General features: G+C 60.1%; 27 protein-coding genes. 11 read left to right on the top strand and 16 right to left on the bottom strand.

Going from position 1 to position 26,084, the window contains the following annotated elements; all coding sequences use genetic code 11:
• Positions 1-3: 3 nt before the first annotated feature.
• The 3 genes from BI344_RS01160 to BI344_RS01170 all read right to left on the bottom strand — a co-directional run bounded on the left by BI344_RS01160 (position 4) and on the right by BI344_RS01170 (position 2,414).
• On the bottom strand, positions 4-1,203 hold the full coding sequence (locus BI344_RS01160; protein WP_206600310.1) for an MFS transporter: 1,200 nt from the start codon (positions 1,201-1,203) through the stop codon (positions 4-6).
• Positions 1,204-1,272: 69 nt separating this feature from the next.
• Complete coding sequence (gene cynS, locus BI344_RS01165) at positions 1,273-1,743, bottom strand: cyanase (RefSeq protein ID WP_071111137.1); 471 nt, start codon at positions 1,741-1,743, stop codon at positions 1,273-1,275.
• Between the two features lie 26 nt (positions 1,744-1,769).
• Entirely contained in the window at positions 1,770-2,414 is a 645-nt protein-coding gene (locus tag BI344_RS01170; protein ID WP_071111138.1) for a carbonic anhydrase, read from the bottom strand.
• 109 nt (positions 2,415-2,523) lie between these two features.
• Here BI344_RS01170 and cynR point away from each other — a divergent pair, with 109 nt between their 5' ends.
• Positions 2,524-3,411 carry a transcriptional regulator CynR gene (gene cynR / locus BI344_RS01175; protein ID WP_071111139.1) on the top strand — a complete coding sequence of 296 codons (888 nt, stop codon included), beginning with the start codon at positions 2,524-2,526 and terminating at the stop codon, positions 3,409-3,411.
• Between the two features lie 70 nt (positions 3,412-3,481).
• Here cynR and lpxO read toward each other — a convergent pair whose 3' ends face one another.
• The gene (gene lpxO / locus BI344_RS01180) at positions 3,482-4,402 is read right to left on the bottom strand and encodes a lipid A hydroxylase LpxO (protein ID WP_204377996.1); all 921 of its coding nucleotides are present in this window, start codon (positions 4,400-4,402) and stop codon (positions 3,482-3,484) included.
• Positions 4,403-4,772: 370 nt separating this feature from the next.
• Between lpxO and BI344_RS01185 the strand changes: the two genes are divergently transcribed.
• Positions 4,773-5,300, top strand: coding sequence for a hypothetical protein (locus BI344_RS01185; RefSeq protein WP_071111140.1), 528 nt, complete (start codon positions 4,773-4,775; stop codon positions 5,298-5,300).
• Here the strand turns inward: BI344_RS01185 and BI344_RS01190 are convergent.
• Genes BI344_RS01190 through BI344_RS01200 form a run of 3 tightly spaced genes read right to left on the bottom strand, consistent with a single transcriptional unit; the run spans position 5,289 to position 7,401 of the window.
• Positions 5,289-6,026 carry a metallophosphoesterase gene (locus BI344_RS01190; RefSeq protein ID WP_071111141.1) on the bottom strand — a complete coding sequence of 246 codons (738 nt, stop codon included), beginning with the start codon at positions 6,024-6,026 and terminating at the stop codon, positions 5,289-5,291. The two genes, BI344_RS01185 and BI344_RS01190, sit on opposite strands and share 12 nt — an antisense overlap.
• On the bottom strand, positions 6,023-6,688 hold the full coding sequence (locus BI344_RS01195) for a VUT family protein (RefSeq protein WP_083338937.1): 666 nt from the start codon (positions 6,686-6,688) through the stop codon (positions 6,023-6,025). The genes BI344_RS01190 and BI344_RS01195 overlap by 4 nt, the downstream gene beginning before the upstream one ends.
• Before the next feature lie 47 nt (positions 6,689-6,735).
• Positions 6,736-7,401, bottom strand: coding sequence for a helix-turn-helix domain-containing protein (locus BI344_RS01200; protein WP_071111143.1), 666 nt, complete (start codon positions 7,399-7,401; stop codon positions 6,736-6,738).
• Between the two features lie 410 nt (positions 7,402-7,811).
• Between BI344_RS01200 and BI344_RS01205 the strand changes: the two genes are divergently transcribed.
• Positions 7,812-8,069, top strand: a complete 258-nt coding sequence (locus tag BI344_RS01205; protein ID WP_071111144.1) for a hypothetical protein — start codon at positions 7,812-7,814, stop codon at positions 8,067-8,069.
• A gap of 70 nt (positions 8,070-8,139) precedes the next feature.
• Here BI344_RS01205 and BI344_RS01210 read toward each other — a convergent pair whose 3' ends face one another.
• Complete coding sequence (locus BI344_RS01210) at positions 8,140-10,500, bottom strand: penicillin-binding protein 1A (protein ID WP_071111145.1); 2,361 nt, start codon at positions 10,498-10,500, stop codon at positions 8,140-8,142.
• Positions 10,501-10,614: 114 nt separating this feature from the next.
• Here BI344_RS01210 and BI344_RS01215 point away from each other — a divergent pair, with 114 nt between their 5' ends.
• The 8 genes from BI344_RS01215 to BI344_RS01250 all read left to right on the top strand — a co-directional run bounded on the left by BI344_RS01215 (position 10,615) and on the right by BI344_RS01250 (position 17,706).
• Complete coding sequence (locus BI344_RS01215) at positions 10,615-11,727, top strand: pilus assembly protein PilM (protein WP_071111146.1); 1,113 nt, start codon at positions 10,615-10,617, stop codon at positions 11,725-11,727.
• The gene (locus tag BI344_RS01220; protein ID WP_071111147.1) at positions 11,728-12,300 is read left to right on the top strand and encodes a PilN domain-containing protein; all 573 of its coding nucleotides are present in this window, start codon (positions 11,728-11,730) and stop codon (positions 12,298-12,300) included.
• Complete coding sequence (locus BI344_RS01225; protein ID WP_071111148.1) at positions 12,297-12,914, top strand: type IV pilus inner membrane component PilO; 618 nt, start codon at positions 12,297-12,299, stop codon at positions 12,912-12,914. Before BI344_RS01220 ends, BI344_RS01225 begins: the two co-directional genes overlap by 4 nt.
• Before the next feature lie 13 nt (positions 12,915-12,927).
• A complete protein-coding gene (locus BI344_RS01230; RefSeq protein WP_071111149.1) occupies positions 12,928-13,446 on the top strand; it encodes a pilus assembly protein PilP in 519 nt (172 codons plus the stop codon).
• Positions 13,443-15,542, top strand: coding sequence for a type IV pilus secretin PilQ (locus BI344_RS01235; RefSeq protein WP_071111150.1), 2,100 nt, complete (start codon positions 13,443-13,445; stop codon positions 15,540-15,542). The genes BI344_RS01230 and BI344_RS01235 overlap by 4 nt, the downstream gene beginning before the upstream one ends.
• 35 nt (positions 15,543-15,577) lie before the next feature.
• The gene (aroK, locus tag BI344_RS01240; protein ID WP_071111151.1) at positions 15,578-16,132 is read left to right on the top strand and encodes a shikimate kinase AroK; all 555 of its coding nucleotides are present in this window, start codon (positions 15,578-15,580) and stop codon (positions 16,130-16,132) included.
• A complete protein-coding gene (gene aroB, locus BI344_RS01245; protein ID WP_071111152.1) occupies positions 16,129-17,208 on the top strand; it encodes a 3-dehydroquinate synthase in 1,080 nt (359 codons plus the stop codon). The genes aroK and aroB overlap by 4 nt, the downstream gene beginning before the upstream one ends.
• Positions 17,209-17,322: 114 nt before the next feature.
• The gene (locus tag BI344_RS01250) at positions 17,323-17,706 is read left to right on the top strand and encodes a type IV pilus assembly protein FimV (RefSeq protein ID WP_239690812.1); all 384 of its coding nucleotides are present in this window, start codon (positions 17,323-17,325) and stop codon (positions 17,704-17,706) included.
• A gap of 226 nt (positions 17,707-17,932) precedes the next feature.
• Here the strand turns inward: BI344_RS01250 and BI344_RS22605 are convergent, their stop codons facing one another.
• The 8 genes from BI344_RS22605 to rfaQ form a co-directional block, all read right to left on the bottom strand.
• Positions 17,933-18,691, bottom strand: coding sequence for an O-antigen ligase family protein (locus tag BI344_RS22605; protein ID WP_206600311.1), 759 nt, complete (start codon positions 18,689-18,691; stop codon positions 17,933-17,935).
• Between the two features lie 59 nt (positions 18,692-18,750).
• The gene (locus BI344_RS23580; protein ID WP_139166849.1) at positions 18,751-19,152 is read right to left on the bottom strand and encodes a hypothetical protein; all 402 of its coding nucleotides are present in this window, start codon (positions 19,150-19,152) and stop codon (positions 18,751-18,753) included.
• Between the two features lie 255 nt (positions 19,153-19,407).
• Positions 19,408-20,340, bottom strand: coding sequence for an IS5 family transposase (locus BI344_RS01260; RefSeq protein WP_071111154.1), 933 nt, complete (start codon positions 20,338-20,340; stop codon positions 19,408-19,410).
• A gap of 65 nt (positions 20,341-20,405) precedes the next feature.
• Positions 20,406-21,461, bottom strand: coding sequence for a glycosyltransferase family 4 protein (locus tag BI344_RS22610; RefSeq protein WP_083370019.1), 1,056 nt, complete (start codon positions 21,459-21,461; stop codon positions 20,406-20,408).
• Positions 21,458-22,294 (bottom strand): glycosyltransferase family 2 protein, encoded by an 837-nt coding sequence (locus BI344_RS01265; RefSeq protein WP_071111155.1) that lies wholly within the window; start codon positions 22,292-22,294, stop codon positions 21,458-21,460. Before BI344_RS01265 ends, BI344_RS22610 begins: the two co-directional genes overlap by 4 nt.
• 40 nt (positions 22,295-22,334) lie before the next feature.
• Positions 22,335-23,087: a glycosyltransferase family 2 protein gene (locus BI344_RS01270; RefSeq protein ID WP_071111156.1), complete on the bottom strand. Its 753-nt coding sequence runs from the start codon at positions 23,085-23,087 to the stop codon at positions 22,335-22,337.
• Positions 23,088-23,102: 15 nt separating this feature from the next.
• Positions 23,103-24,851, bottom strand: a complete 1,749-nt coding sequence (msbA, locus tag BI344_RS01275; RefSeq protein ID WP_071111157.1) for a lipid A export permease/ATP-binding protein MsbA — start codon at positions 24,849-24,851, stop codon at positions 23,103-23,105.
• 131 nt (positions 24,852-24,982) lie between these two features.
• Complete coding sequence (gene rfaQ / locus BI344_RS01280; RefSeq protein WP_071111158.1) at positions 24,983-26,083, bottom strand: putative lipopolysaccharide heptosyltransferase III; 1,101 nt, start codon at positions 26,081-26,083, stop codon at positions 24,983-24,985.
• Between the last annotated feature and the right edge of the window lies 1 nt (position 26,084).

Consider the following 26,084-nt stretch of genomic DNA (forward strand, 5'->3'; position numbering starts at 1 on the left):
CTGTCAATTCCAGCAGGGCGCCGTTTGGCTCTCCTCGCGCAGACGGGCCGCCAGACACAGCGCCAGCAGCGCACCGGCAAACACCGCGCCCGCCAGACACACCCCCAGCCAGCCGGCGCCGGCATAGGCCAGACTGGCCGCGCCGGATCCCAACGCGCCGCCCAGGAAATAGCCGACCAGATAGACCGTGGTGATGCGGCTGCGGGCCTCCGGCGCCAATGCGTAGATCACGCTCTGATTGGAAATGTGCAGCGCCTGCACGCACACGTCCAGCAACAGCACTCCGGCCAGCAGCGCCGCCAACCACTGGCCGCCCAGCCACAACAAGCCGAACGACAACAAAATTCCCAGGCAGCATGCGCGCGTAACGAGCCGGCCGTGGCCGCGATCCGCCAGGCGGCCGGCGCCGCTGGCCGCCAGTGTGCCAGCCGCGCCTACCAGGCCGAAGGCGCCGATCTGCGCCTCGCTGTAAGCGTACGGCGGCTGGCTGAGCAGAAAGGTCAGCCCGGTCCAAAACAGGCTGAAGCAAGCGAAGGCCAGCGCGCCATATAACGCACGCAGCCGCAGCGCCGGATGGGCCCGCGCCAACGTCAGCAGCGATGCCAACAGCGCGCGGTAGCGCAACGGCGGCTTGCGGCTGTCGCCAGGCAGCGCCGATGCCAGGATGGCGGTGAACAACACCACCACCGCGGCGGCCAACCAGTACACCAACCGCCAGCCGCCCAATTGGGCGACCAGTCCGGAGAAGGTGCGCGCCAGCAGAATACCGAGCAGCAGGCCGCTCATCACAGTGCCCACCACTCGGCCGCGTTCGCGTTCCGCCGCCAGCGAAGCGGCGAACGGCACCAGCAGCTGGGCCGCGCAGGTGCACAGTCCCAGCGCCACGCAGGCGGCGGCGAACCAGACCAGGCCAGGACTCAAGGCCACCGCCAGCAGCGCCAGCGCGCTGCAACCCAAAAGAATCACGATCAGGCGGCGACGATCCAATACGTCGCCCAGCGGAACCAAGAGCAGCAGGCCGCAGGCATAACCCAATTGGGTCAGGGTGACGACAAAGCCCAGGCTGGCGGCCGACTGGCCGAAACCGTGGGCGATAACGGCCAGCAGCGGCTGCGAGTAATAGATGTTGCCGATGACGGCACCGCAGGAAACGGCGAACAGCAGCGCCATACCGCGGCTCAAGCCAGGGGAAGGGGTATCCATGACCATCCTAGGGAAAAGCGGGGAAACAAAAACGGCCGCGTCGGAGACGCGGCCGCCACAGGACCGGGATCAATACGGCTTATTGGGCAGGAACTTGCCGTCCAGCGTGATCACCGCGCGTTCGCCGTCGTCGGGATCGGCCACCTTCTGGATGTCCAGCCGGAAATTGATGGCGCTGATGATACCATCGCCCAACTTCTCATGTACCAAGGCCTTCAGCGTGGTGCCGTAGATCTGGATCATTTCGTAGAAGCGGTAGATGGTGGGGTCGGTGGGAATGCCTCCCGGAATGCTGCCGCGCAGCGGAATGGCCTGCAAATTGGCGGAGTCGGCCGCGCCCAGACCCAGCTTGTCGCACACCAGATCGGCGGCGGCCTTGGGCAGAGCGTGCTGGCCCAGCAGCGCGGCGGTGACGTAGGCCAGGCTGAGGCCTGAGCCTTCCGCCAGTTGCTCCCAGCTCAGGTCTTTCAAGGCCTTGGCGGCGATGACGCGGCTGGTCAGTTCGATGCGGGCGTCCTGGGTGGAGTGGGATTGTTGCATGGCATGTCCTTTCGATTGGTCTGATTTCAATTGCGTGGGGTGGCGCTGGTTTGCGGGAATCGTGCCAGGGAGACGAAGCGCTTGCTGTCGCCGTCCAGGGCTTCGATGGAGCCGGTTTCGATGTCGTACACCCAGCCGTGCAGCGTGAGCCTGCCCTGCTCCATTGCCAGCGCGACCGACGGATGGGTCTTGATATTGGCCAATTGGGCGACGACGTTTTCCCTGACCATGCCGTCCAGTTTGTCCTTGGGCGACGCATGGCTGCGGGCGGCGTTCACCACCTTGGCCGAATCGGCGTGGCGCAGCCAACCCGCCACCGCTGGCAAATGGTCCAGGCACTTGCAACTGGCAATGGCGGTCATCGCGCCGCAGTCGGAGTGGCCGCAGATGACGATGTCGCTGACGCCCAACGCAGCCACCGCATACTCCACAGTGGCGGACACGCCGCCCGGCTCCGGGCCGTAACCGGGAACGATGTTGCCGGCGTTGCGGATCACGAACAGGTCGCCCGGCTCCTGCTGGGTCAGCAGTTCCGGCACCACCCGGCTGTCGGAGCAGGTGACGAACAGCACGCCCGGGGTCTGGCTGGTGGCCAGTTTGCGGAACAACTCGGAGCGTTTGGGAAAGGCTTCCTGCTGGAACTTGAGGAATCCGTCTATGACTGCTTGCATGGGGTTCTCCCTGGCTGATGAAGTAATGGCGCAAGGATGAACCGATTGGACTATAGCGTCCAAGACCGATATATAATCAAAACCATAATTTTTACCAATAACAAGCAGCATGATACTCAGACACATCCGCTACCTGCAGGCCGTGGTGGAGCACGGTAACTTCACCCGCGCCGCCGAGGCGCTGCATGTCTCGCAGCCCACGCTGTCGCAACAGATCAGGCAACTGGAGGAAACCGTGGGCGCGCAGTTGCTGGACCGCAGTGGGCGGACGGTACGGCCCACCGACGCCGGCGCGGCCTATCTGGAATATGCGCAGCGGGCGCTACGTGAGCTGGCGGCCGGACAGCGGGCCACCCGCGACGTGGGCGACCTGTCGCGCGGCAAGCTGAGGCTGGCGATGACGCCCACCTTCACCAGCTATCTCCTGGGTCCGCTGGCGGAGCGCTTTGCCGCCAGCCATCCCGGCGTGGACCTGGAGATACGCGAAATGACGCAGGACGCCATCGAGGCGGCACTGGCGGCGGATGGGATAGACCTGGGCATCGCCTTCCACGGCGCGCGCGGGGCCGAGATCGAACAACAGCTGCTGTTCGCCGAGAAACTGGCGGTGGTGGTCGGCCACAACCATCCCTGGAACGGCGGCAGGCCCCCGATAGGTCCGCAACAGCTGGAGCAAACGCCATTGGCGCTGCTGAGCGAGGATTTCGCCACCCGCGGCCATATCAACCAGTATCTGCGCCAACAGAACATCGCGCCGCGCATCGCCGTCGAGGCCAACACCATCAGCGCCATTCTGGAAATCGTCCGCCAAGGCCGGATGGCCACCATTCTGCCGCAAGCCATCGCGCGACAACACCCGCAGCTGCGCGCCGCGGCGCTGCAGTTTCCGTTGCCGGAACGCGGCGCCGCCCTGCTCAGCCGCCAGGGCGCTTACCAAAGCGCGGCGATGCGTGCCTTCATCCCGCTGCTGCGGAGCTTGAGCGCCGACATGGCTTAGCCACCGGGCTCTGGCAACAAAAAACCGCGCGGCACAGCCACGCGGTTTTTTTGTTCGCACCCGGTCGATTTCAGCCCCAACTGCCCCAGAACAGCCACAGCACGATGGGGCCGCCCAAGATCAGCCACTTGAGCAGATAGTAAGTGAAGCGGCTCTGCGCCTTGATCTTCTTGCCGAACAGACGCACCTGCTGCACATAGCGGAAGGCGCGGTTGAGACCGCCGACGCGGTCGCCCTCCTGATTGGGCGAATTGGCCGCGCCCACCAGGATGCGGCTGACCAGGCGGTTGACCCACAAAGCCGGCCAGAACCACATCGGCCGCTCCACGTCGCAGAACAGGATGATGCGGTTATGGTCGGTAGTGTTTTCCGCGTAGTGCAGATAGGTTTCGTCGAAGATCACCGCCTCGCCGTCACGCCAGCTGTACTTTTCGCCGTCCACGTCGATGTAGCAGTCGTCGTCGTTGGGCGTGATCAGACCCAGGTGGTAGCGCACCGAGCCGGCGAACGGGTCGCGATGGCGCACCAGCCGGCTACCCGGCGGCAGCGCGGCGAACATCGCCGCCTTGATATTGGGGTACTGCCGCAGCAACTGGGTGGTATATGGGCACAAAGCCTGCGCCGACGGGTGGTCCTGGCCGTACCACTTCAGGTAGAAGCGCTTCCAGCCGGTCTTGAAGAAGGAGTTGAAGCCCAGGTCGTCGTACTGGCTGGACGCCTTGATGCTGCCCATCTCGTAGAGGGCCACGGCCTCCTCGCGGATCTTCCGCCAGTCGGCGGTAAGGGTCTGCAGCTCCGGGAAGCGCTCCAGCGGCAGGTAGGGCTTGGCCGGCACCTTGGAAAACAGGTACATGAAGCAGTTGATCGGGGCCATGAAGGTGGAATGGTCGCTCAACTGGCGCCAGAAGCCCAGCCGCACCCGGCCGCGAAAATGGACATAGATGGTGGAGAGGATAAAGATCGCCACCACCAGAAGCTTGATATAAGGCATCAGGTATTCCTGTTAAGGCTAGCGGCCTATTGTAAAGCGCCGCAGCCTCCTACGCAGAACTTGGCATGAAAATTAATGATAAAGGTCAGGCACTCTGCCATGCCTCCACCTTGCGCATCTCACTCACACCCCAAAATAATTCTCATAAGAATCATACTGATATTAATAATAAAATTGATATGACATTTACGTTTTCCCTGGTTATACTGCGCCATGCCCGGCTTGAGGCTCGGACCCGACGTCATGCCATCCTGGCCGAGCCCGAAAGTTCGATGAGTCCGGCCCCACGCCCTTACCCCCAAAACCAAAACCTGAAGCTCTGCCGCAAAGCCATGCCGGCAAGGCCTTCGCTGCAGTTCACGAGAACCCGATGCCGCTTCAAAGCCTGCGCAACCTCAAGCACTGGATTGTGGGTGTGTTCAACCCGCCATACCAGCTCTCGCTGTGCGAAATCCTGCCCAGCCGGGAGAGCAACGCCACCGTCTACGTTTTCAAGCAATACGGCACGCATGACATCATCAAACTTCGCCACAGGGACATCATCGGCAATGTCCAGATTCTGGCCGCGATCAATCCCAAGGATCTGATCGGCATCGCACTGTACGAGAACAATCTGAAAGAAAGCGCCGGCGAATGCCAGGTGACGGAAACCCTGCGCGGCAATCAGTACCGGATTGCCAGCCATGGCCGCGAAGAGGTGTATTCCGGGGAAAGCATCTGCGGCAATCTGGATCTGTTTCAGCGCCTGCCGCCGCACGAGATCTGCAAGATCGCCTACGAAACCGGGTTCAACAAAGGCCGCAAGGTATCTGGCCAGCTGCGCGCGCTGGCCGAGCAGGGCCGGACCGAAGCCGGCGAAGCCGCCGCCAATGTGGTGCCGCTGCGCTCACGCAAATGAGGTGGCCACCCGGTAGCCATCCGGGGAGAAGCTGAACAGCCGGTAACCCTGCTTGTCATCGATATCGATGTCGCTGGCGCCCTTTTGCCACTGGAAACAGGTGGCTGGACCAACCTCCAGCATGCGGCCGCGGTAAGGCATGCTATGGTCGCCGTGCACATGGCCGCAAATCACCAGTTCCAGGCGCTCCGCCTGCGCCGCCTGCCAGAACTGCGAGCTCTGCCGCAGCATGCAATCGTCCAGCAGCGGGGTGCCCACCGCCAGCGGATGGTGATGCAGCACCACCGCGGCGCGGCCCTGCTCCACCGCCGCCAGCCGCTCGCTCAAGCGGGCCAGACTGTCGGCGCTGATCCGCCCCTCGTCCCGCCCCGCCACGCAGCTGTCCACGCCGATGAAGGTCCAGCCGGCCAACGCCAACACCTCCAGCGGCTGCAAGAAAGGATAATCGGCAAACGCCCTGGCCATCGTCGGCCGGCAATCGTGATTGCCGGCCATCCAATAGACGGGACGTTGCAGGCCGGCCAGCGCCTCGGCCGCCAGCCGGTACGATTCTTCGGATTCGTCCTGCGACACGTCGCCGGTGAGGAATACCGCATCCACCGCATCCGGCTCCAACGCCCGCACCGCAGCCAGCACCTTTTGCAAGGCCGCGTGGGTGTCATGACCCAGCAGCCGGCCGCCCGGGGCGGCAAACAGGTGGAGATCGGTCAATTGCAGGATGTTCATGCCTTGGCGCTTTCAAACCGGTTGCGCTCGATATCGCCATTGTTATCGCGGAATACCGTCAGCGGGTTGTAGGAGACTTCCCAGTCGAAATAGTCGGTGCGCTCTATCTTCTTGATCACCGAAACCAGGTAGTAGCCCAGCGGCAGCAGCAGCACCGACATCACCACCTTGTACGACCAGGTGGTGGCAATGATGTTGACCAGCTCATGCCCGCTGTACTTGGAGGACAGGCTGATCGGATAGGCGGTGAGCAACAGCACCGCCTGCGCCAGCATCGAGGCGAGCAGATAGCGCACGAAGAAGAAACGGCCGGCGAAGAATATTTTCAGCCGCGAAACGATGAAACCGTTGCAGAAGTAGGAGGCCGGCACCGAAATCCAGGTCCCCACCATCACCCGCCAGAATTCGTGGAACAGCTGATAGTACTGCTTGGAGATGGCATTGTTGTCCGGCTGGACCAGCGCGAAGCCGTTGAGAATCAGCACGAACAGGGTCTGGCAGATCACGATGATCCATACCGTGCGGCCGCCCAGCTTGTAGCCGTACACCTCGGTGGAAATGGTGGACAATAGATAGCACAGCGAAAACACGATGCCGCTGGCGGTGATTTTCAGACTGTAGATATCCACCGTCTTGTACACCAGCGAATCGCAAATGATCATGATGGTGACAGTCAAGCCAACTATCAATCCATACAAGCGAAACTCGTTCACCGCGCGTCCCCCGACAATGTCTTGATGGCCTTCAATACCACGGCCAGCACCTGATAGTTTTTATAAAGCGACGGCGCCACATCGTTCAGCGCCGCTATCGATGAAAACAGCAAGAACTCCTCCTCGACATAAACCCGCCGCAAGCACGGCGGATTGGCGCCGATCCGCACCAGCACGATGTCCCCATCCTGCGGCCGGCTTTCCCGCACCATGACGAAGACCGTGCCTTGCGCGTAATGCGGGTACAACGTGTCATTGTTGACCAGCACCGCGAACAGCGGCCGGTCGGCGTAGCCGGCGACTTCCGCGCAGTAATGCCCCTGATCGGCCACCTCGGTGTCGATGAAATCGCCGACATGGCCAATACCGACCAAGGGCATGGAAAAGACCGCTTGCCGCGGCCGAGCGGCCGGGTCCAGCCGCGCTTCGGCCAGCTCGCCTATGCTGACTTGAAAGTAGCGGGCGAGTTCGCCCAGCGTGGAAAGCGTGGGGTTGCCGACGCCACGCCGCAGATTGTTGATCGTGGCAATGCCCAGACCCGTCTCGTCGCTCAGCCGCATGGCGTCCACGCCATGCCTTTGCATCAGGCTGGCCAAATTGCCGGCAATAACGTTCAGCAAGCCATCGTTGACCGGCTGCGCCTTTTCCACGCCTTTCACCATTCACTCATCCCAAACCGTTGACTGAAACCGCGCCATTCGATCAATGGCGGCGCATTGCCAGCCAATCGAAATCAAACCGCCATGAAAACTTGCCGCCGCGCTCTTGCGACGGCAATCGGGACGCCAAATATAAAGCGGCGAAACTTTCATTGCAAACCCAGACCCGTTATCCAACCCGTATTAATTAAAAACAAAACCAGCAAAGCAATCTTAATTGAAAATAACTTTATAGATATATTTCTAATTAGTATTTTTTAAACTTGACTAGCAGCCCTGCTTATTGCCTGCCAGGAAATGATAATATAATATCAAGAAAGACAGTAAATTGTTTCGCTCCCGACATCACCTCCATATTGCAGTAGAACATTTCAAATCCAAAACTCTGTCGCCACTCCTGAGGTTGCTTCGCCATGCATAGCCCAAACCTTACTGAATGCATTCATGAAGATGAATTCGCGGTAGACGTCATTGATGGGGAAAAAGTCCTGATCACCCTGCCCACCATGCTTGGCAAGCAGGGCAGCGAATGGGAAGGCTCGCCCATCTTCGGCCGGCACTATCTGATGTCGCTGATCCGACGCGGCATAGAAAACGACGTGCTGCATCCGGCAGACATCCAATGCGCGCTGAGCCGCGATTCCAGCCGGCAATCCTGTCCGATCGAGTAACGCCCACCAGCCATAAAAAAACCCCGGCGCGATTGCTATGCGCCGGGGTTCTTCATTGCTGCAACACGCTCTAGAACAGCTGGTCCTTGACGTTTTCCACCGCATCCTGGGCCGCAGGCTTGCCGCTGTCGTCGGCGGCCGGGGCGCTGGCGTCCTCGCCGCTGCCCGGCACGGTGCCCTGGTTATCGATGTGCAGTTCCGGATTGGTCTTCTGGAACTCTTCATAGTAGTACTCGTCGCCGCCGCGCTGGCCCGCGCCCGGCTTCACCACGATGCCCTGCGGCACCGGCTGCTCCACTTCCGGCTGGCCTTTCAGCGCATTTCCCATGTAGTTGATCCAGATCGGCAACGCCGCCGTGCCGCCGTAACCGTAGCGGCCCAGCGAGCGCGGCTGGTCGAAACCCACCCAGGTCGCGGCAGCCAGGTTCGGATTGAAGCCGACGAACCAAGCATCCTTCCAATCCGAGGTGGTGCCGGTCTTGCCCGCCAGATCGGTGCGGCCCAGGCTCATCGCGCGGGAGCCCGTGCCGTAGCGCACCACATCCCGCAGCATCGAGTTCATGATGAAGGCGTTGCGCGGATCTATCGCCTGCTGCGCGTTCTGCCCGGCCACGGTGGGCACGGTCTTGGCCAGCACGCGGCCGGACTGGTCTTCGATGCGGTCGATGAAGTAGGCCTTGGTGCGGTAGCCGCCGTTGGCGAACACCGAGTAGCCCTCAACCATCTGCAGCGGCGTCACCGAACCGGCGCCCAGCGCCATCGGCAGATAGGCTGGGTGCTGCTTGGCCGAGAAACCGAAGCGCTGGATGTACTGCTGCGCGTAGTCGGTGCCCACCGCCATCAGCACCCGCACCGACACCAGGTTCTTGGAGCGGGTCAGGCCCTGCCGCAAGGTGATCAGGCCGGAGAATTTGCCGTCATCGTTCTTCGGCTCCCAGTTCTGGCCGTTGATACCCGGCACCGACAGAGGCGCGTCGTTGATCATGGTGGACGGCGTGATGCCGCGCTCGATGCCGGACGAATAGATGAACGGCTTGAACGAGGAGCCCGGCTGGCGCCAGGCCTGGGTCACATGGTTAAAGCTGCGACGGTTGAAATCGAAACCGCCCACCAGCGACTTGATCGCGCCGGTGCGGGTATCCAGCGATACGAAGGCACCTTCCACCTCGGGCATCTGCACGATTTCCCAGTAGCCCTTGGCATTGGCCGACACGCGGATCACCGCGCCGCGGCGGATCTGCAGCTGCGCCGACGCCTTGCTGCTCAGCGCGCGGCGCGCGAATTCCAGGCCGGGGCCCTTGATCGAAATGGCTTTGCCGCCGCGCATATACGCCTGGATTTCCGACGGGCTGACCGACAGCACGATGGCCGGCAGCATATCGCCGCTGTCGCGCAGATCGCCCATCGCCTCGTCCAGCGCCTCGGTCAGGTCCTCGCCGTCGCCGCTGGGCAGATCGATGGTGCTTTCCGGGCCGCGGTAGCCCATCTTGCGGTCGTAATCAACCAGGCCGGCGCGCAAAGCGTCGTACGCCCATTTCTGATGGCGGCTGTCCAGCGTGGTGTAGACCTTGAAGCCCTCGGTGTAAGCAGCCTCCTTGTAACGCTCGTACATCGCCTGGCGTACCATTTCCGCAACATACTGTCCCGGCTGGCTGGTATCGGCCGCCTGGCTGGCCAGTTTCAACGGCTCGCTCAAGGCCTCATCATATTGCGGCTGGGTGATGAAATTCAGCTCGCGCATGCGGCGCAGCACGTACTGCTGGCGCAGCTTGGCGCGCTCGGGATTGACGATCGGGTTGTAGGCCGACGGTGCCTTGGGCAGGCCGGCCAGCATCGCCATCTGCGCGACGCTCAGTTCGTTGATCGGTTTGCCGTAGTAAGCCTGCGCCGCGGCGGCGAAGCCATAGGCCCGCTGCCCAAGGTAGATCTGGTTGAAGTACAGCTCCAGGATCTGGTCCTTGCTCAGCGTGTGTTCGATCTTGAACGCCAGCAGCGCCTCGTTGAATTTGCGGGTGAAGGTCTTTTCGCTGGACAGGAAGAAGTTCTTCGCCACCTGCATGGTGATGGTGCTGGCGCCAGAGCGGGCATGGCCGGACACCAGGTTGCCGACTGCCGCGCGCATGATGCCAAGGTAATCAATGCCGCTGTGCTGGTAGAAACGCTCGTCTTCCGCAGCCAGCACCGCCTGTTTCATCAACTGGGGCACCTCGTGGATGCGGGAAAACGACCGCCGCTCCTCGCCGAACTCCCCCAGCAGCTGATTATCAGCCGAGTAAACCCGGAGCGGGATCTTGGGACGGTAGTCCGTGATTACATCAAGGCTTTGCAGACGCGGATAAGTTATGATGATGGCAATTGCGGCGGCTCCCGCCAGCAACACCACACCACCTAGAAACACGCCTGCCATTATTGCAAGAAATCGTCTGAGCATATTTACGATGGGCTTTCACTGGAAACCGGATTATAACGTCTTGTGAAAGCCAACAAGACAAACAATGGCGGCGACAGTTGGAAATCTGTTGCATGAGACCGGATTGAGGCGCAGATGCTAGTCGACAAACTGAGGCTTGGGCGGCCATGGCTAGAACAACTGGGACTGGGGCAATCCCGGAATACCCCCCTGCTTGGCTTGGACATCAGCAGCACGGCAGTCAAGTTAGTTGAACTGTCGCGCAACGGCAAGAACTACCAGGTGGAACGCTACGTGATAGAACCGCTGCCCAAGGAGGCGGTCAACGATGGCAATCTGGTGGAGATCGACGGCATCGCCGAAGCGCTGCGCCGCGCCTGGAAGCGGCTGGGCAGCCCGATCCGCAATGTCGCCATCGCCATTCCCACGCCGATGGCCATTTACAAAAAACTGCTGGTTCCGGTCAGCCAGACCGAAGACATGGACCAGATGATAGAGTCCGAGGCCAACCAGATCATCCCTTTTCCGCTGGATGAAGTGAATCTGGACCACCAGGTGCTGGGGCCTTCGCCATCCAGCATGGACGACCTGGAGGTGCTGCTGTGCGCGGCGCGCAAGGAAAAGGTCGAGGAGCGCGTGGCCGTGGTGGAGATGGCCGGCCTGCACGCCCTGGTGGTGGACGTGGAATCGTTCGCGATGATGACCGCCTTCGAGCAGATCCAGCACCAGCTGCCCGACCAGGGCATGAACCAGACCTTCGCGATGTTCGACATCGGCGCCACCCGCATCCACTGCAATATCATCCGCAACGGCCAGCAGATCTACTACCGTGAGCAGGCGTTCGGCGGCCATCAGCTGACGCGCGACATCCAGCGCCGCTACAACATCAGCTTCGACGAGGCCGAAAGCGGCAAGCGCAGCATGGCGCTGCCGGACGGCTACGAGTCGGAGCTGATGCACCCCTTCATCGACTCGCTGGCTCAGGAAATCCAGCGCGCGCTGCAGTTCTTCTACACCACGGTCAGCGTGTCGCAATACCTGAGAGTGGACTACATCCTGCTGGCCGGCGGCTGCAGCATGCTGCCGGGCCTGGACGACGCGGTGGCCGGCCGCACCCAGATCAGCACCATGATCGCCAATCCCTTCACCACCATGGTGCAATCCAGCTCCATCCGTCTGAAGGAGCTGCTGATGGAGGCGCCCTCGCTGCTGATCGCCTGCGGCCTGGCGCTCAGGAGGTTCGACTGAATGATACGGATCAACCTCCTCCCGCACCGCGAGCAGAAAAAGGCGGCGCACCGGTTGCGCTTCCAGCTGCTGCTGGGCGCCACCGCGGCTTTCGCCCTGCTGGTGGTGGGCACGGCCTATATGGTGCTGGAACATCAGCTATCGCGCCAGGAACAGCGCAACCACTACCTGCAGGCCGAGATCGGCAAGCTGGACGGCCAGATCAAGGACATCGGCAAGCTGAAGAAACAACGCGACGACCTGCTGGCGCGCAAGCAACTGGTGGAGAGATTGCAGGAGGGCCGCAACCAGGCGGTGCGCCTGTTCGACCAACTGGTGCGCCAGACTCCGGACGGCGTCTATCTCAAGACCTTCCGGCAGAACGGCAACCAGATCGTACTGACCGGCTACGCCCAGTCCGGCGCCCGCGTCTCCAGCTATATGCGCATGCTGGGACAATCGGAAACCTTCGAAGCGCCGGTGTTGATTGAAGTTTCGTCCTCCGTCGTCAATAACCAGCGCGTCAGCGCCTTCACCCTCAACGCCAGCCTGCGCCAATCCCCGGCCGGCGGCCAGCAAGGAGCCAAGCCATGACGCTGGACGAACTGCGCGGCCTGGATCCCAAGGACATGCCCAACTGGCCATTGCAGGCGCAGGGTCTGATGCTGTGCGTTCTGGCCCTGCTGGTGGTCGGCCTGGGCTATTTCTTCGTGCTGGGCGACCAGTTGAACCAGCTAAACCAGGCTCACCTGCAGGAAGCCCAGCTCAAGCAAACCTTCGTCGACAAGAAGCGCCAGGCGGTGAACCTGGACGCGCTGCAACAGCAACTGAAGGAAATCGACGCCTCCTTCGGCGCGCTGCTCAAACAGCTGCCCACCAAATCGGACATGGACACCTTGCTGACCGAAATCAACCAGGCCGGCCTGGGGCGCGGCCTACAGTTCGAATTGTTCAAGCCCGGCACCGAGTCGCGCTCGGCGGAAATGGCCGAAGTGCCGATCAGCATCCGGCTGTCGGGCAGCTACAACGACCTCGCCGCCTTCGTCAACGACGTCGCCCAACTGTCGCGCATCGTCACCATCAGCGATATCGCCCTCAATCCGGGCGGTGGCAAGGACAACCGGTTGACGATGGACGCGACGGCGCGCACCTACCGCGCGCTGGAGCCCAGCGAACGCAGCGGCCTGCCCGCCGCGCAGCAGAAGTGAGAGGCGCGCCAGGATGAGGAAAACATTCATCGGCCTGCTGCCCCTGCTGCTGAGCGCATGCGGCGGCCCCGGCACCGAGGATCTGCAACAGTGGATGGCCAGCAGCAGCCAGGGCTTGCGCGGCCAGATCGAACCCTTGCCGCAGGTGCAAACTTACAAACCCTTCAACTACCAGGCATACGATCTGAGCGACCCGTTCAATCCGCAAAAGCTGCAGGCCGGCAAGCGGCAGAACTCGGCCAACGCCCCCGACCTGAAGCGCCCGCGCGAAGCGCTGGAAAATTATGATCTGGACAAACTTGCGATGGTGGGCACGCTGAAGCGGGGCAACGCGCTCTACGCGCTGATCCGCACGCCGGAGGGTGCCATCTACCGGATAGAGGCCGGCAACTATATCGGCCCCAACTTCGGCAAGGTGAGCAGCATCAGCGACTCGGAAGTCGTGCTTTCCGAAACCGTCGAGGATCTGAATGGAGATTGGGTGCAGCGCAACAGCAGTCTGTATCTTGACGAACAAGGGCAGAACAAATGAAAAAACTTTCGATCAGATGGCTGACGGGACTGATGCTGTGCCTGGCTGGCGGCCTTGCCTGCGCCGGCCCGGCCATCACGGCGATCGAGCCCGGCAAGGTTGACGGCAATCTGCAGACCGTGCAAATCACCTTCGACGGCCCGGCGGTCAAGCCCGGCAGCTTCGCCATGTCCAATCCGCCGCGCATCGCGCTCGATTTCGCCGACACCACCGTCAAGCTGGACAAGCCCGCGCTGAACATCGACAGCCCGCTGCTCAAATCGGCCATCGCAGTGGAAGCCGCCGGCCGCTCGCGGCTGGTGCTGAGCCTTGCCCGCAATGCCTCCTACCGCAGCGTCATCAACGGCAACAAGCTGCTGCTGACGCTGGACGGCTCGATGACGCCGGCCCAGGGAGCCACCCCGCAAGAACAAACCATTACCGCCAACGCCCCGCAGCAAAACGGGTACCCGACGTCCGGCGGCCAGGCCAGCCTGGACTTCCGCCGCGGCGGCAACGGCGAAGGCCGGATCGAGCTCAGCCTGCCCAGCGCCAACACGCCGGTGGACGTCCGCCGCGACGGCAAGAACCTGATCGTCAACATCGCCGGCGCCGCGCTGCCACGCCAGCAAATACGCCGGCTGGATGTGACCGACTTCGGCACCCCGGTGGCCAAGGTGGACGCCGTCAACCAGGGCAACGGCATCCGCATCCAGATCATGCCGCAGGGCGACTGGGACTACTCGTCATACCAGACCGACGGCAAGCTGGTGGTGGAAGTGCGCCGCCCGGCGCTGGAAACGCTGGCCAATAGCGACAACGGCAAGCCGGTGTACAAGGGCGACAAGCTATCGCTCAACTTCCAGAACATAGAAGTGCGCACCGTGCTGCAAGTGATAGCCGAGTTCACCGGCCTCAACATCGTCACCAGCGACTCGGTGACCGGCAACATCACCCTCAGGCTGAAGGACGTGCCCTGGGACCAGGCGCTGGACCTGATCCTGCAGACCAAGGGCCTGGACCAGCGCCGCAACGGCAACATCATCCAGATCGCCCCGCGCGACGAATTGCTGGCGCGCGACAAGCAACTGCAGGAAGCCCGCCAGCAGTTGGCCACGCTGGAGCCGCTGCGTTCCGAAACTTTCGTGCTGCGCTACCGTTCCGCCGAGGACTTCAAGAAGGTGCTGGACGGCGACATCACCTCCGGCAAGAAGGAAAGCCTGCTGTCCGAGCGCGGCAGCGTGCTGATCGACCCCAAGACCAACACCCTGATCGTCAACGACATCAACGCGGTGATAGACAAAATCCGCGACGTCATTTCCAAAACCGACATCCCGGTGAAGCAGGTGCTGATCGAAGCCCGCATCGTGGAGGCCACCGACAACTGGGAGCGCGACCTCGGCATCCAATTGACCTACGACCGGATGGACCCCAAGGGCATCATCTCCGGCAGTCCGCTGGGCACCGCGGTCTCCAACGTCACCAATCTCAACACCGGCCAGCCCTACGTGATCCAGACCACGCCGTCCGGCGTCAACCTGCCGATCGCCAACCCCTCCGGCACGCTGACCGCGCTGTACAACGTCGGCCACTCGGTGATCCTGGGTCTGGAACTGCAGGCGATGCAGGCCGAAGACAAGGGCCGCATCATCTCCAGCCCGCGGGTGATGACAGCCGACCGCCAGGAAGCCACCATCGAGCAGGGCACGGAAATTCCCTACCAGGAAGCCAGCTCCAGCGGCGCCACCTCGGTATCGTTCAAGAAGGCGGTGCTCAGCCTCAACGTCAAGCCGCAGATCACCCCCGACAACCACGTGATGCTGGACATCAAGGTCAACAAGGATTCGGCCAACTTCCAGCAGACCGTCAACGGCACCCCGTCGCTGACCACCGAGAAGATCGAAACCCAGGTGCTGGTGGACAACGGTGGCACGGTGGTGCTGGGCGGCATCTACCAGCAACAGCTGGACAATGTGGTCAACAAGGTGCCCTTCCTCGGCGACATCCCCTTGCTCGGCGTGCTGTTCCGCAGCTCGCAGAAGATAGACAAGCGCAGCGAGCTGCTGATCTTCATCACGCCCAAAGTGGTCAACGATCTGGTCGCCGCCGGGCGCTGACTGGCCCGAGACAGAGCCGCGATCCATCGGCTACAATGCCTGCCATGGAGAGACTGGCAGGCAATTTTTTTCTGGTCGGCCTGATGGGCGCGGGCAAGACCACGGTAGGCAGGGCGCTGGCGCGCCGCACCGGCAAGACGTTCTATGATTCCGACCAGGAAATCGAGGCGCGCACCGGCGTGCGGGTGGCGACCATCTTCGACATCGAAGGGGAGCTGCGTTTCCGCAATCGCGAAACCTGCGTGATCCGCGACCTGGCCCGGCAAGACGACATCGTGCTGGCCACCGGCGGCGGCGCCGTCCTGCGTGAGGAAAACCGCCAGGTGCTGATGCGCTATGGCACCGTGATCTACCTGCGCGCGCCGATCGATGACCTGCTGGCCCGCACCCAGCACGACAAGAACCGTCCACTGCTGCAAATCGCCGACCCGCGCGCCAAGCTGGAAAGCCTGTTCAACGAACGCGACCCTCTCTACCGGGAAATTGCCGACATCATCGTCGACACCACCCAGCAAAACGTCAATCTGCTGGTCAGCCGCCTGATCGACCAGTTGCCCCCCCCGACCACCACCAAGGAAGCCGACTCGTGATCACCCTCGACCTGATCCTGCCCGATACCCGATACCCGATACATATTGGCCACGGACTGCTGGAACAGGTCGACCTGCTGCTCCCCCACCTGCCAATCCCCAAGGCGGCCATCGTCAGCAACGAAACCGTCGCTCCGCTATATCTCCATCGCCTGCAGCAGGCTCTGGGGGCCCGCGGCGTGGCCTGCACGAGCGTGATCCTGCCCGATGGCGAGCGGTACAAGGACTGGCAGACGCTGAACCTGATTTTCGACTCGCTGCTAGCCGGCAACGCCGAGCGCCGCACCACGCTGATCGCCCTGGGCGGCGGCGTGATAGGCGACATGACCGGCTTCGCCGCCGCCTGCTACCAGCGCGGCGCCCCCTTCGTCCAGATTCCCACCACCCTGCTGGCGCAGGTCGACTCGTCGGTTGGCGGTAAAACCGCCATCAACCATCCGCAGGGCAAGAACATGATAGGCGCGTTCTACCAGCCCCGGGCGGTAATCGCCGACATGGATCTGCTGGAGACCTTGCCCGATCGCGAGCTGTCCGCGGGCCTGGCGGAAGTGATCAAATACGGCCTGCTCGGCGACGCCGACTTCCTCGCCTGGCTGGAACAGAATATGGCGGCTTTGCGGCAACGCGACAGCGCCGCCCTGCAATACGCTGTGCGTCGCAGCTGCGAGATGAAGGCCGCCATCGTAGCGGAGGACGAAAAGGAGAACGGCGTGCGCGCGCTGCTCAATCTGGGGCACACGTTCGGCCATGCGATAGAAGCCGGGCTGGGATTCGGCGCCTGGCTGCACGGAGAAGCCGTCGCCGCCGGCATGGTGCTGGCCGCCGCCGCCTCTGCAGAGTTAGGCTGGCTTGGTGCGGCCGATGTGGAGCGGGTGCGCCGGCTGATCGCCGCCGCCGGCCTGCCGGTGAAGGCGCCGGCTATGCCTGCAGAACAATGGCTTAAGCTGATGAGCCATGACAAGAAGGTCGAGGCCGGCACCGTTCGCTTCGTGCTGCTGCGTTCGCTGGGCCAGGCAGCGATCCAAGCGGGCCTTGACACCAGCCTGCTGGAGAGGATTTTGCTCGAAAACAGCTAAGTCCGCGGCGGCCCAGGCAATGCTACGGATTTATACGGATTGCCAAGCCGCCTTCCTCTTCCGAATAATCAACAGACTACATAAGATGTTGTACCACCGAGGGGGAGAAACAGAATGGATGTATTTACGGCCCTGGCCAGCAGTTTGGCCTTGATGCTTGTCTACTATTCGCTTCGCCAGTTCTGGCGCCGCCTGCGTTACACCAAACCGACCCACCGCGGCATCGATCCGGTAGGGGAAGCCGAAGTCTACCTTGCCTATGGCCGCACCAAAGAAGCTGTGCGGGTGTTGAAAGACTCTCTGAAAGACGATCCGGACAATCTGCACGCCAAGGTCACCCTGCTGCGGGCCTACTCCAGCGCACGCGACAGTCAAGCCTATGTGCGGCTGGCGCGCGACGTCCAAGCTCAGGTGCAGGGCCAGCCGGTCTGGCACACCATACAGGAGAATGGCCGCCAACTGGCGCCTCAGGAACCGCTGTTCGAAGTCAAAATCTGAGTCGCCCGCGACGCCAAGCACTCCGTCCGATCCGACAAAAAAGGCCGCTGATTCAACAGCGGCCTTTGTCTTACCTAGTACGGACTCTCAGTTGGTCTGGGATTCGCTGAACTACAGACCTTTCAGGCAACCACAACATCTTCCAATAACCCAACAGCAGAACAACCCGCAGACTGGCAACATATATCCAGCCATGCTGACAAGATACCGTAACTCATGTAGGCCTTTACCGACTTGCTTTCATCTGCTGCAGCTTATATAAGGATGAAAGTAACAATCCCTGAAATGTAGCATATATTGAAGCATACATGACCAAGCCCAAGGTAATATGGGTAAACCCAACAATGAACAAAATCACGCTAGATGCCAACCCGACTTTCCCCAAAGCAACAGCCTCGGGCTCTTGGGAAAAAGCTGCTTTCCAGAAAGGATAACTCCCGCCAATATAAAAAGCACAATAGCACAACAAACCCAACACCCCTAAGCTAGCCGCATTGAAGAATAATTCTCCATGAGTGTCTGTGGCATTGACAACACTTGGAATTACTAAACCCTGCTCATGCAACATGTGTAGAACCGGTGAAATATCGCGACCAACACCGAATAATGGATATGCCTTGAAAATATAATACGAAACCAGAGCCATATCCAATCGCTCACCAATAGAGCCATGTCTCTGCCCCATAAAAAACTGATGATATTCAGAAACAGCCATCACCACCCTATCGCGAATCACCTCACTAAAAAAATAAGCCGATACCAAAGCAGCAATCAAAACAAACAAGAAGATAAAAAATTTCTTCCGACTAAAACCAAATACTGAAGATAGCAGGAACAGGCTAACAACCGCACCGGCCACCCAAACCCCGCGTGACTGAGAAAGATAGAGAGCCAAATAAGATCCAAAAATAGCAATAATCGCCGCCACTCTATCCCAACCGCCTAGTCGGTAAGAATAAATAAAAAAGGCCACGCCAAATATCAAACAGAATGCTGAATAGGGTATAGTATTTGTGAACTCCGTCCTGATACGAGGATCACCAACTAAAACTGCATGATAATAGCCGAAATTAACATCAGAAAAATTGCCGCAAACAATGTCCAACGCGCCGTCTTAAAACTAACAAAACCAGAGTGACTCAAGGCAACAAAAATAGGAATGGCAATCATCAATCGAGTCGCAGAATCTGCAAATCGCATCCTAAAATCCAGATCTACCAACTGCCTGGTAACAATAGCCAAACCAATGGCACACATTGCGATCATCCATGGCCAGTAACGATTCCAGCAAACCTTAAAGTAATTTTGTTTAAAGGCAGAAGCAATACCGATCAAAGCAAGTAACGCAGCTGCCGAAGTAGCAGCCCCGCGCAAAATAAAACCACAAGAAATGATTAAAAAAATAAGCCCAAATATCAAAAAATCATATGTTTTTTGAAAATTCACATCACCCCCTCAACAGCGTCTTCAATTTGAAAAATGGGTTCAAAGCATTTGGAAATACAGAATACATAAATATCCTTGCTCTAAATCCAAATTTCACGCCAGATGCCCCACATATATATTTTATCTTTTCAGTTAAACTTCTGTGTCCCCGTAACATGAACTCAGTCAAAAACTCTTTCTGATAAAGGTTCACAAAGTACCGGCGCTGTTACATAAATCCTGGGCAGGGCGAGTTTCCCCTTTCCCCAAACAGATTTATGCCACAGCCACCGTCCACGGACGGCCCAGCATGCTGAAGCGGTTCAAGATGGCAGCACGCACTTGCAGCTCTGCCACTTGGCCATCGAAGCACCGGGCTGTCACTCTTTCACCCAGCAACTTGAAGCAATGCATCTTGGTTTCGACCAAGCTGCGGCGATGGTAGCCACTCCAGCGTTTCCAGATCGCCCTGCCCAATCGCTTGGTGGCCCGCAGAATCTCGTTTCGAGCCAGCACACCCGGCCAACTTCCTTTCCACGGCCGCGCATTCTTGCGCGTCGGGATGCACCCGATTGCGCCGCGCGCGGCAATCGCCTCATGACATGCCTTGGTATCGAAAGCCCCGTCGCCACTCACGCAGGCTATCGGCTCATCGACCGGGATTTGCACCAAGAGCGAAGGCAGCATTTGCGCATTGCCCTGGCGCTTGTCTGTCACCGCCATGGCGCGGATTTGCAGGGTTTTCGCATCGATGTCCAGATGCACCTTGCGCCATTGCCGGCAGTATTCCGCGCCGTGTTTCTTGGTTTTCCACTCGCCTTCGCCCAGCATCTTGATCCCGGTGCTATCCACCAGAATATGCAACGCGCCTGAACGCTTTTGATAGGGGATGCTGACCTGCAGCGTCTGCTGCCGCCTGGATAACGTGCTGTAGTCCGGGACGCTCCAGTCCAGGCCCGCCAGCTTGAACAGGCTTTGAATGAAACCGATGGTCTGCCGCAAAGGCAGTCCAAATAGGTTCTTGATGGTCAGACAGAATTGAATAGCGGCATCACTATAGGTCTGCGTCCGTCCGCGTTTACCTCGTGGAGTCGCCTGCCATGACATGCTCGTATCCAGCCAGATCGAAAGGGAGCCGCGCTGGATCAGGGCTTGGTTGTAGGCTTTCCAGTTGGTCGTGCGGTAGCGTTTCGGAGCGGGCTTGGTCATACCGCTATCTTACCAAGCCGCGGCGCAGACGGATTTGCGCAACAAAGCCGCAAAGATTCCATAAATCACCCGAGCAAAGAGAGGACACTATTCACATGCATGGAAATAGAGTAAGGGTAGTCAAGAGACTTCCCCACCCATTCTGGACTGCGAGGCAGCCCATCTTCTCTTAAATTAACAACTTTCAGTAAGCAATCTGTCAATTCATCCACGCTTCGGCCAAATACATAGCATCCAGGCTCCCGCAACACCTCGACAGCACCAATGGTATTGGCAAGTAAAACCGGTGTCCCACACAAAATCGACTCTGGCCCTACCAGTCCGAATGCTTCGTACTTCGAAGCCAAAATCGTCGCATCGGCCGCAGCATACAAAGCAGGCATGTCCTGACAAAAGCCAGCATTAACGACATGAGGCGCCTGTAGCGGAGCTTTTCCAGCAACAACTAGGATAACCTTCCCGCCAAATGCCTGCAGCGCTTGTAGAATTAGCTCTGCACCTTTCAGCGTATGGTTATTGGAAGGGAAAAGCAGCATAAACTGGTCTGAGCGAATACCCAAAGTCTGCCTTATCGCCTCGCGTTTTTCTCGGGCAGCTAGCGAAAATTTCTGCGTATCGACAGGGGGATAATGCACAGCCACTTTGGAAACAGGAATGTCATACAACTGACTGATCTCGCCTGCCACTCTTTTCGAGTGCGGCATAATGAGTTTGGCTTTTCGGTAAAACTGTGTTTCATGTCTTATTGTCAATCGATCAAAAAGACCAGGGTAGCGTTTTCCCTTGTCGTGCAAATGACCAATATGCGTGCCGCCCACGATTGCCAAATCCACAGCCCCGGGGACACGAGAAATGCCTATCGTTTTCCAGTCCGGCCGACAAGCATGCAATGCATTACGCTCGAACAACAAATTGTTCAGTCTAGAGACGGGTGTTCGATCCCGCATTACTACGAACTCCGCACCTTGCGGCGCATCGTGCCAGTCAACTTTGCGCGCGATCCCGCGCACTGAAATACCTCGACGACAAAGTTCCGCTATGACATCCATCACATACCGTTCCATCCCCCCTCCCGGGCGGATGGAATGAAACACTAGATTGACCCCACTGGGTACGTTCATCGGACCGTTCCTTCCTCTAAACTCGACAGCCCGCGCAAAGCGCGGACATGGCTACCGTGCAGGGAGGCCTCAAAACGCTCCCAGTTCTCGCCCTGAAAGCTGCGGTCGTTTTCCTTATGCCAAAGATGGAGCACCGGGACGGCGAAACGGCCATTCTTAATGCCGATGCCGTGGCGAATCAATCTAACCGCGAAATCGGAATCTTCATAACCCCATCCGGAAAAAGTGGCGTCAAAACCATCGACTGCCAGGTAGTCTGACTTCCACACGCCGATATTGCAGCCGCGCAATAATTTCCAATCAGCACGCCGCTCTTTGCGCCAAGCCCGCAGCGGTAATCGCAGCCACCCTAGACCATTATTGACGCGCCGGCCTGCACGGTGGCTCAGCCAGGCAAACCTGCTCCAGCAAAAGACCGGCGCGCTGCGGCCAGCCAGATAATCGCGGGTAAATGGCTCGGACAACAGCACCCGGTTGCCGGCTACCACCCAACCCGGCTCGGCCAATGCCAGGTGGCAGGCGATAAAGTCGCGCTGCGGCACACAGTCGCCGTCGAGAAACACCAGGTAGTCGCCGCGGGCCAACCTCGCTGCCAGATTGCGGATCTCGGCCAGCCTGAAACCCCTGTCCTCGTGCCAGGCATGCTGCAGCCGATCACCGAGTTGTGGCCGGAATGACTCGACGACGTCAGCGGTACGGGAGTCGGAACCATCGTCGGCGATCACAATCTCCCAGTCGGACGGCTCGACGCCGCGCTGCGCAGCGAAACCGGCCAACACGGCAGCCAAAGCATCCGGGCGGTTATACGTTGAAATGACGACGGAAATTTTCATAAGCACAATCCACGAAGACGTATTGGCGACACGTGCCCGCTTACGCCTTGCCACTGCGGCGCAGCTCGATCGCATGCGCATATTTCAGATAGGAGCCGACACCCTTGCAAATCGACAGCGTCAGCCCGTCCAACCCTGCGAGGAAGCCCAGCTTGATCACGTAATGGCGGAAAAAGGCCCAGCCGCCGTGCATCGCCGGCTCCCACGGATAGAGCCGCTTTCCGCTCTTGGCGAGGCCCACGGAAAGCCATTCGGCATACTTGCATTTTGCAACCATATCCGGGTAGTTACGGTATGAATAATGCGTAATGTGGATGTTGGCGCGAGTGGCGCTGGCCGCTTTGACATAGGTATGCGCCACCACTGGGGTGAAGTCGGCGCGCCGGCGATTGAACAGCCGCTTAACATAGTCGGGATACTGACCAGCGAATGGCGTGAAGCGATCGCCAATGTAGTTGCGGCGGCGGGTCTCCACCAAATCGACACCCAATGCATCCAGATTGGTCTGCTTCAGATAGGCTACGAAATCGGGCTCCAGCCGCTCGTCGGCATCTAGGTTAAGCACCCAATCGTGGCGGCAGCTGCCCAAGCCGAGGCTGCGCTGCGGACCATCGCCCAAAAACGGTTTTTGTACGATCACAATGGCACCCTCGGCCTCAGCCAGAGCGATGGTGCCATCGGTGCTGCCTGAGTCCACGACCACGATGTCGTCGCACACCTCCTTCAATGAACGCAGACAATCGATGATATTGTGTGCCTCATTGAGCGTTATCACCAAACCACTGATAGCCATCTGGGTTCTTTCTTCTCAACTGCCGAATTGCAGCAGGTATAGCTTTGAATAAATGCCGTTGCTGTCGAGCAACTCCTGGTGCTTGCCAACCTCCGCGATCTGCCCTTGGTGCATCACCACGATGCGGTCGGCACTTTCGATGGTGGACAGCCGGTGGGCGATGACGATCGTCGTCCGGTTCTTCATCAGATTATCCAGAGCCGATTGCACCAGGCGCTCCGACGCAGTGTCCAGCGCGCTGGTCGCCTCGTCCAGAATCAGGATAGGCGCATCCTTCAGGATTGCCCGGGCAATCGCGAGACGCTGGCGCTGGCCGCCGGACAGCCGGGTACCATTCTCGCCGATCAGCGTGTCGAGCCCCTGTGGCATGGCGTCGATGAAGTCCAGCGCATTGGCCGCGCGCGCCGCTTCGCGGATCTCCTCGCGCGTGACCTGCCCCAGCCTTCCATAGGCAATGTTTGCCGCCACCGTATCGTTGAACAACACCACGTCCTGGCTCACCAACGCGATCTGTTCGCGCAGACTGGTCAGGCTAATCCGGGTCAGCGGCACATCATCGAGCAGAATCTCCCCAGAAGTCGGCTCATAGAAGCGTGGGATCAGGCTGGCCAGCGTGGTTTTGCCGCCGCCGCTGGAGCCCACCAGGGCAATGGTTTCTCCAGAGCGGATATCCAGATTGATGTCGCGCAACGCCGGGCGCTCCGCGCCAGGGTACTGGAAAGACAGCTGACGAAAGCGGAAGGCTCCCTTGGTGGCGCCTAGGCGAAGCTTGCCCTCATCCGGCTCGGCGTGCTCGTCCAGAAACTTGAACACGCTCTCCGCCGCAGCCAAGCCCTTCTGTACCGTCTGGCTGATGCTGGTGATGCGCTTGATCGGCGCGAACAGCATCAGCATCGCCGTCAGAAAGGACATGAAGTCGCCGGCGGAAAAACTGCCATGCTGCGCCAGCGTGCCGGCGAAATACAGGATCACCGCCAGCGCGCAGGCGATGATCAGCTGGGTCACCCCGGTGCTGGCGGCGCTGGTGGACCTTTCCTTGACCATATTGTGGCGAATGGCCTCGGCCGAACGGCCGAAGCGCGCCGCTTCATAAGTCTGGCCGCCGTAAACCTTGACCACGCGCTGGCAATCAATGCTCTCGCCCAGAATCTGGGTCATTTCGGCCATGTCCTGCTGATTCTTGCGCGACAGCCCGCGCAGGCGCTTGCTGACATAGCGGATGCACCACGCCACGATCGGCATCACCGCCAGGCAGATCAGCGTCAGCCGCCAGTCGGTATACAACAGCAAGCCCAGCAGACCGATCACCGTGATGCCGTCCTTGACCACCACGGTGATGACATTGAAGCCCGCCTCGCTGATCTGCGTCACGTCGAATACCACTCGCGACACGATGCTGCCCGACTGGTTGTTGTCGTAGTAGTTGACCGGCAGCCGCACCATGCGGGAGAACATTTCCTGCCGCAGCGTCTGCACCAGATGGCCGGACAGCCAACTGGAGGTGTATTCATTGATGTAGCTGGTCAACCCGCGCAAGATGAACAAGCCGACAATGGCCAACGGAGTCCAAATGATCGCCTGGGGATCGCGATTGACGAAGCCGCCATCGATCAGCGGCTTCATCAGCCGGGCGAACATCGGTTCGGTAGCCGCCGCGATGGTCATGGTCAGCATCGACAGGACGAAGACCTTCCAGTAGGGCCGCAGGTAGAGCATCACCCGTTTGTAGAGAGCGAAACTGGTTTTGTTATCTAAGAATGACATGGACGGATTCTATCGAAACTGCAGGTTGTAATTCAAAAGCGCCGGGTACGGCGCTCGCACTGCCGACATGACATTTCGCCGCAGCGTAGCAGGCAAGATCCAAGCGACCGTGTGCTGACATATTTTTTTTGTTAGCAAGCTTGGCGCGGCTCGGTTTCAGCCAGCAGCGACTCGACTGCGGCCAGCACCTGCCGGACCGGTATCCGCTCGATGCATTCGCTGCGCTCGCCGCCGCCGCAGCCTGCCAGATTGCAGGGCCGGCAAGGCAGATCCAGCGACACCTGCCGGTGCGCCACCCGCCAAGGCCCCCACACCTTGTCGCGCGACGGGCCGAACAAGGCCACGACCGGCGTTTGCACCGCGGCGGCCAGGTGCATGGGCAAGGAATCGACACCGACGAACAAGCGCGCTTGCGCAATCAGCGCCGCCAACTGCTTTAGCGACAACTGCCCGCTCAAATCCACCGCAGGCCGGCCCAAGCCGGCTTTGACCGCCTGGATCATGGCGGCCTCCTCCGCGGACGGCGCGCCGCTGAGCACCACTTGCCAGCCTTGCTCATGCAGGGCATTCACCAGGCCGGCCATCTTGTCAGCCGGCCAGCACTTGTAGAACCAGCGCGATCCGGGATGCACCAGTATGAACCGGCCCGGGCGCACTTCGTTCCCGGCCAGCAATCGCCGCACCGTCCGCTCGGCCTCGTCCCCGGCGACAATGGCCAAGCGCGTCTCATCCTCGGCGGGATAAACACCCAGCCGGCGCAAAGCGTCTAGATGCATTTCGACGATATGCCGGGTATTGGCGGGAGGCAAGCCATGACGATGGCTGAAGGTTTTCCGGAAGAAACGGCCGCTTCCCGGCATGTCCGGCACCACCGACCAGCGCGGCTTGAGCAGCCGGACCAGCGCAGTCGTCCGATTGCTGGAGTTCAACACCACGACCAGCTGGTATCCGCGCGCCTTCAGGCTGGAATACAGCGCCAACTCATGGCGCAGCCGCTGCCAGGCGCCCAGCTTCTTCCAATTGCGGTCGATGGTGAAAACATGGGAGACGGCCGGGTGCAAGGTCAGCATTTCCCGGGTTTCATGGTAGACCAGCGCATCAATCTCGATATGCGGCGCATGGCTCTTCAGTACGGTAAACACCGGAGAGGTCAGCAACACGTCGCCGTGATGCATCAACCGTATCACCAGCGCCCGCCTGACCTGGGATAGATCGATCGCGTCGTTTAGCATA

The organism is Chromobacterium sphagni, from assembly GCF_001855555.1.
Classification (GTDB): domain Bacteria; phylum Pseudomonadota; class Gammaproteobacteria; order Burkholderiales; family Chromobacteriaceae; genus Chromobacterium; species Chromobacterium sphagni.

Bases quoted from the DNA above. Each gene is read 5' to 3' on its own strand.
- BI344_RS01265 (WP_071111155.1), bottom strand. From the start codon at position 22,294: ATGAAAATTTCCGTCGTCATTTCAACGTATAACCGCCCGGATGCTTTG.
- BI344_RS01190 (WP_071111141.1), bottom strand. From the start codon at position 6,026: ATGAACATCCTGCAATTGACCGATCTCCACCTGTTTGCCGCCCCGGGC.
- BI344_RS01170 (WP_071111138.1), bottom strand. From the start codon at position 2,414: ATGCAAGCAGTCATAGACGGATTCCTCAAGTTCCAGCAGGAAGCCTTT.
- cynS (WP_071111137.1), bottom strand. From the start codon at position 1,743: ATGCAACAATCCCACTCCACCCAGGACGCCCGCATCGAACTGACCAGC.
- BI344_RS01195 (WP_083338937.1), bottom strand. From the start codon at position 6,688: ATGATCATTTGCGATTCGCTGGTGTACAAGACGGTGGATATCTACAGT.
- BI344_RS01205 (WP_071111144.1), top strand. From the start codon at position 7,812: ATGCATAGCCCAAACCTTACTGAATGCATTCATGAAGATGAATTCGCG.
- BI344_RS01160 (WP_206600310.1), bottom strand. From the start codon at position 1,203: ATGGATACCCCTTCCCCTGGCTTGAGCCGCGGTATGGCGCTGCTGTTC.
- BI344_RS22610 (WP_083370019.1), bottom strand. From the start codon at position 21,461: ATGAACGTACCCAGTGGGGTCAATCTAGTGTTTCATTCCATCCGCCCG.
- BI344_RS01210 (WP_071111145.1), bottom strand. From the start codon at position 10,500: ATGCTCAGACGATTTCTTGCAATAATGGCAGGCGTGTTTCTAGGTGGT.
- aroK (WP_071111151.1), top strand. From the start codon at position 15,578: ATGCCTGCCATGGAGAGACTGGCAGGCAATTTTTTTCTGGTCGGCCTG.
- BI344_RS01250 (WP_239690812.1), top strand. From the start codon at position 17,323: ATGGATGTATTTACGGCCCTGGCCAGCAGTTTGGCCTTGATGCTTGTC.
- BI344_RS01225 (WP_071111148.1), top strand. From the start codon at position 12,297: ATGACGCTGGACGAACTGCGCGGCCTGGATCCCAAGGACATGCCCAAC.
- BI344_RS01235 (WP_071111150.1), top strand. From the start codon at position 13,443: ATGAAAAAACTTTCGATCAGATGGCTGACGGGACTGATGCTGTGCCTG.
- rfaQ (WP_071111158.1), bottom strand. From the start codon at position 26,083: ATGCTAAACGACGCGATCGATCTATCCCAGGTCAGGCGGGCGCTGGTG.
- lpxO (WP_204377996.1), bottom strand. From the start codon at position 4,402: ATGCCTTATATCAAGCTTCTGGTGGTGGCGATCTTTATCCTCTCCACC.
- BI344_RS01215 (WP_071111146.1), top strand. From the start codon at position 10,615: ATGCTAGTCGACAAACTGAGGCTTGGGCGGCCATGGCTAGAACAACTG.
- BI344_RS01260 (WP_071111154.1), bottom strand. From the start codon at position 20,340: ATGACCAAGCCCGCTCCGAAACGCTACCGCACGACCAACTGGAAAGCC.
- BI344_RS01270 (WP_071111156.1), bottom strand. From the start codon at position 23,087: ATGGCTATCAGTGGTTTGGTGATAACGCTCAATGAGGCACACAATATC.
- BI344_RS01230 (WP_071111149.1), top strand. From the start codon at position 12,928: ATGAGGAAAACATTCATCGGCCTGCTGCCCCTGCTGCTGAGCGCATGC.
- BI344_RS01220 (WP_071111147.1), top strand. From the start codon at position 11,728: ATGATACGGATCAACCTCCTCCCGCACCGCGAGCAGAAAAAGGCGGCG.
- cynR (WP_071111139.1), top strand. From the start codon at position 2,524: ATGATACTCAGACACATCCGCTACCTGCAGGCCGTGGTGGAGCACGGT.
- msbA (WP_071111157.1), bottom strand. From the start codon at position 24,851: ATGTCATTCTTAGATAACAAAACCAGTTTCGCTCTCTACAAACGGGTG.
- BI344_RS01185 (WP_071111140.1), top strand. From the start codon at position 4,773: ATGCCGCTTCAAAGCCTGCGCAACCTCAAGCACTGGATTGTGGGTGTG.
- BI344_RS01200 (WP_071111143.1), bottom strand. From the start codon at position 7,401: ATGGTGAAAGGCGTGGAAAAGGCGCAGCCGGTCAACGATGGCTTGCTG.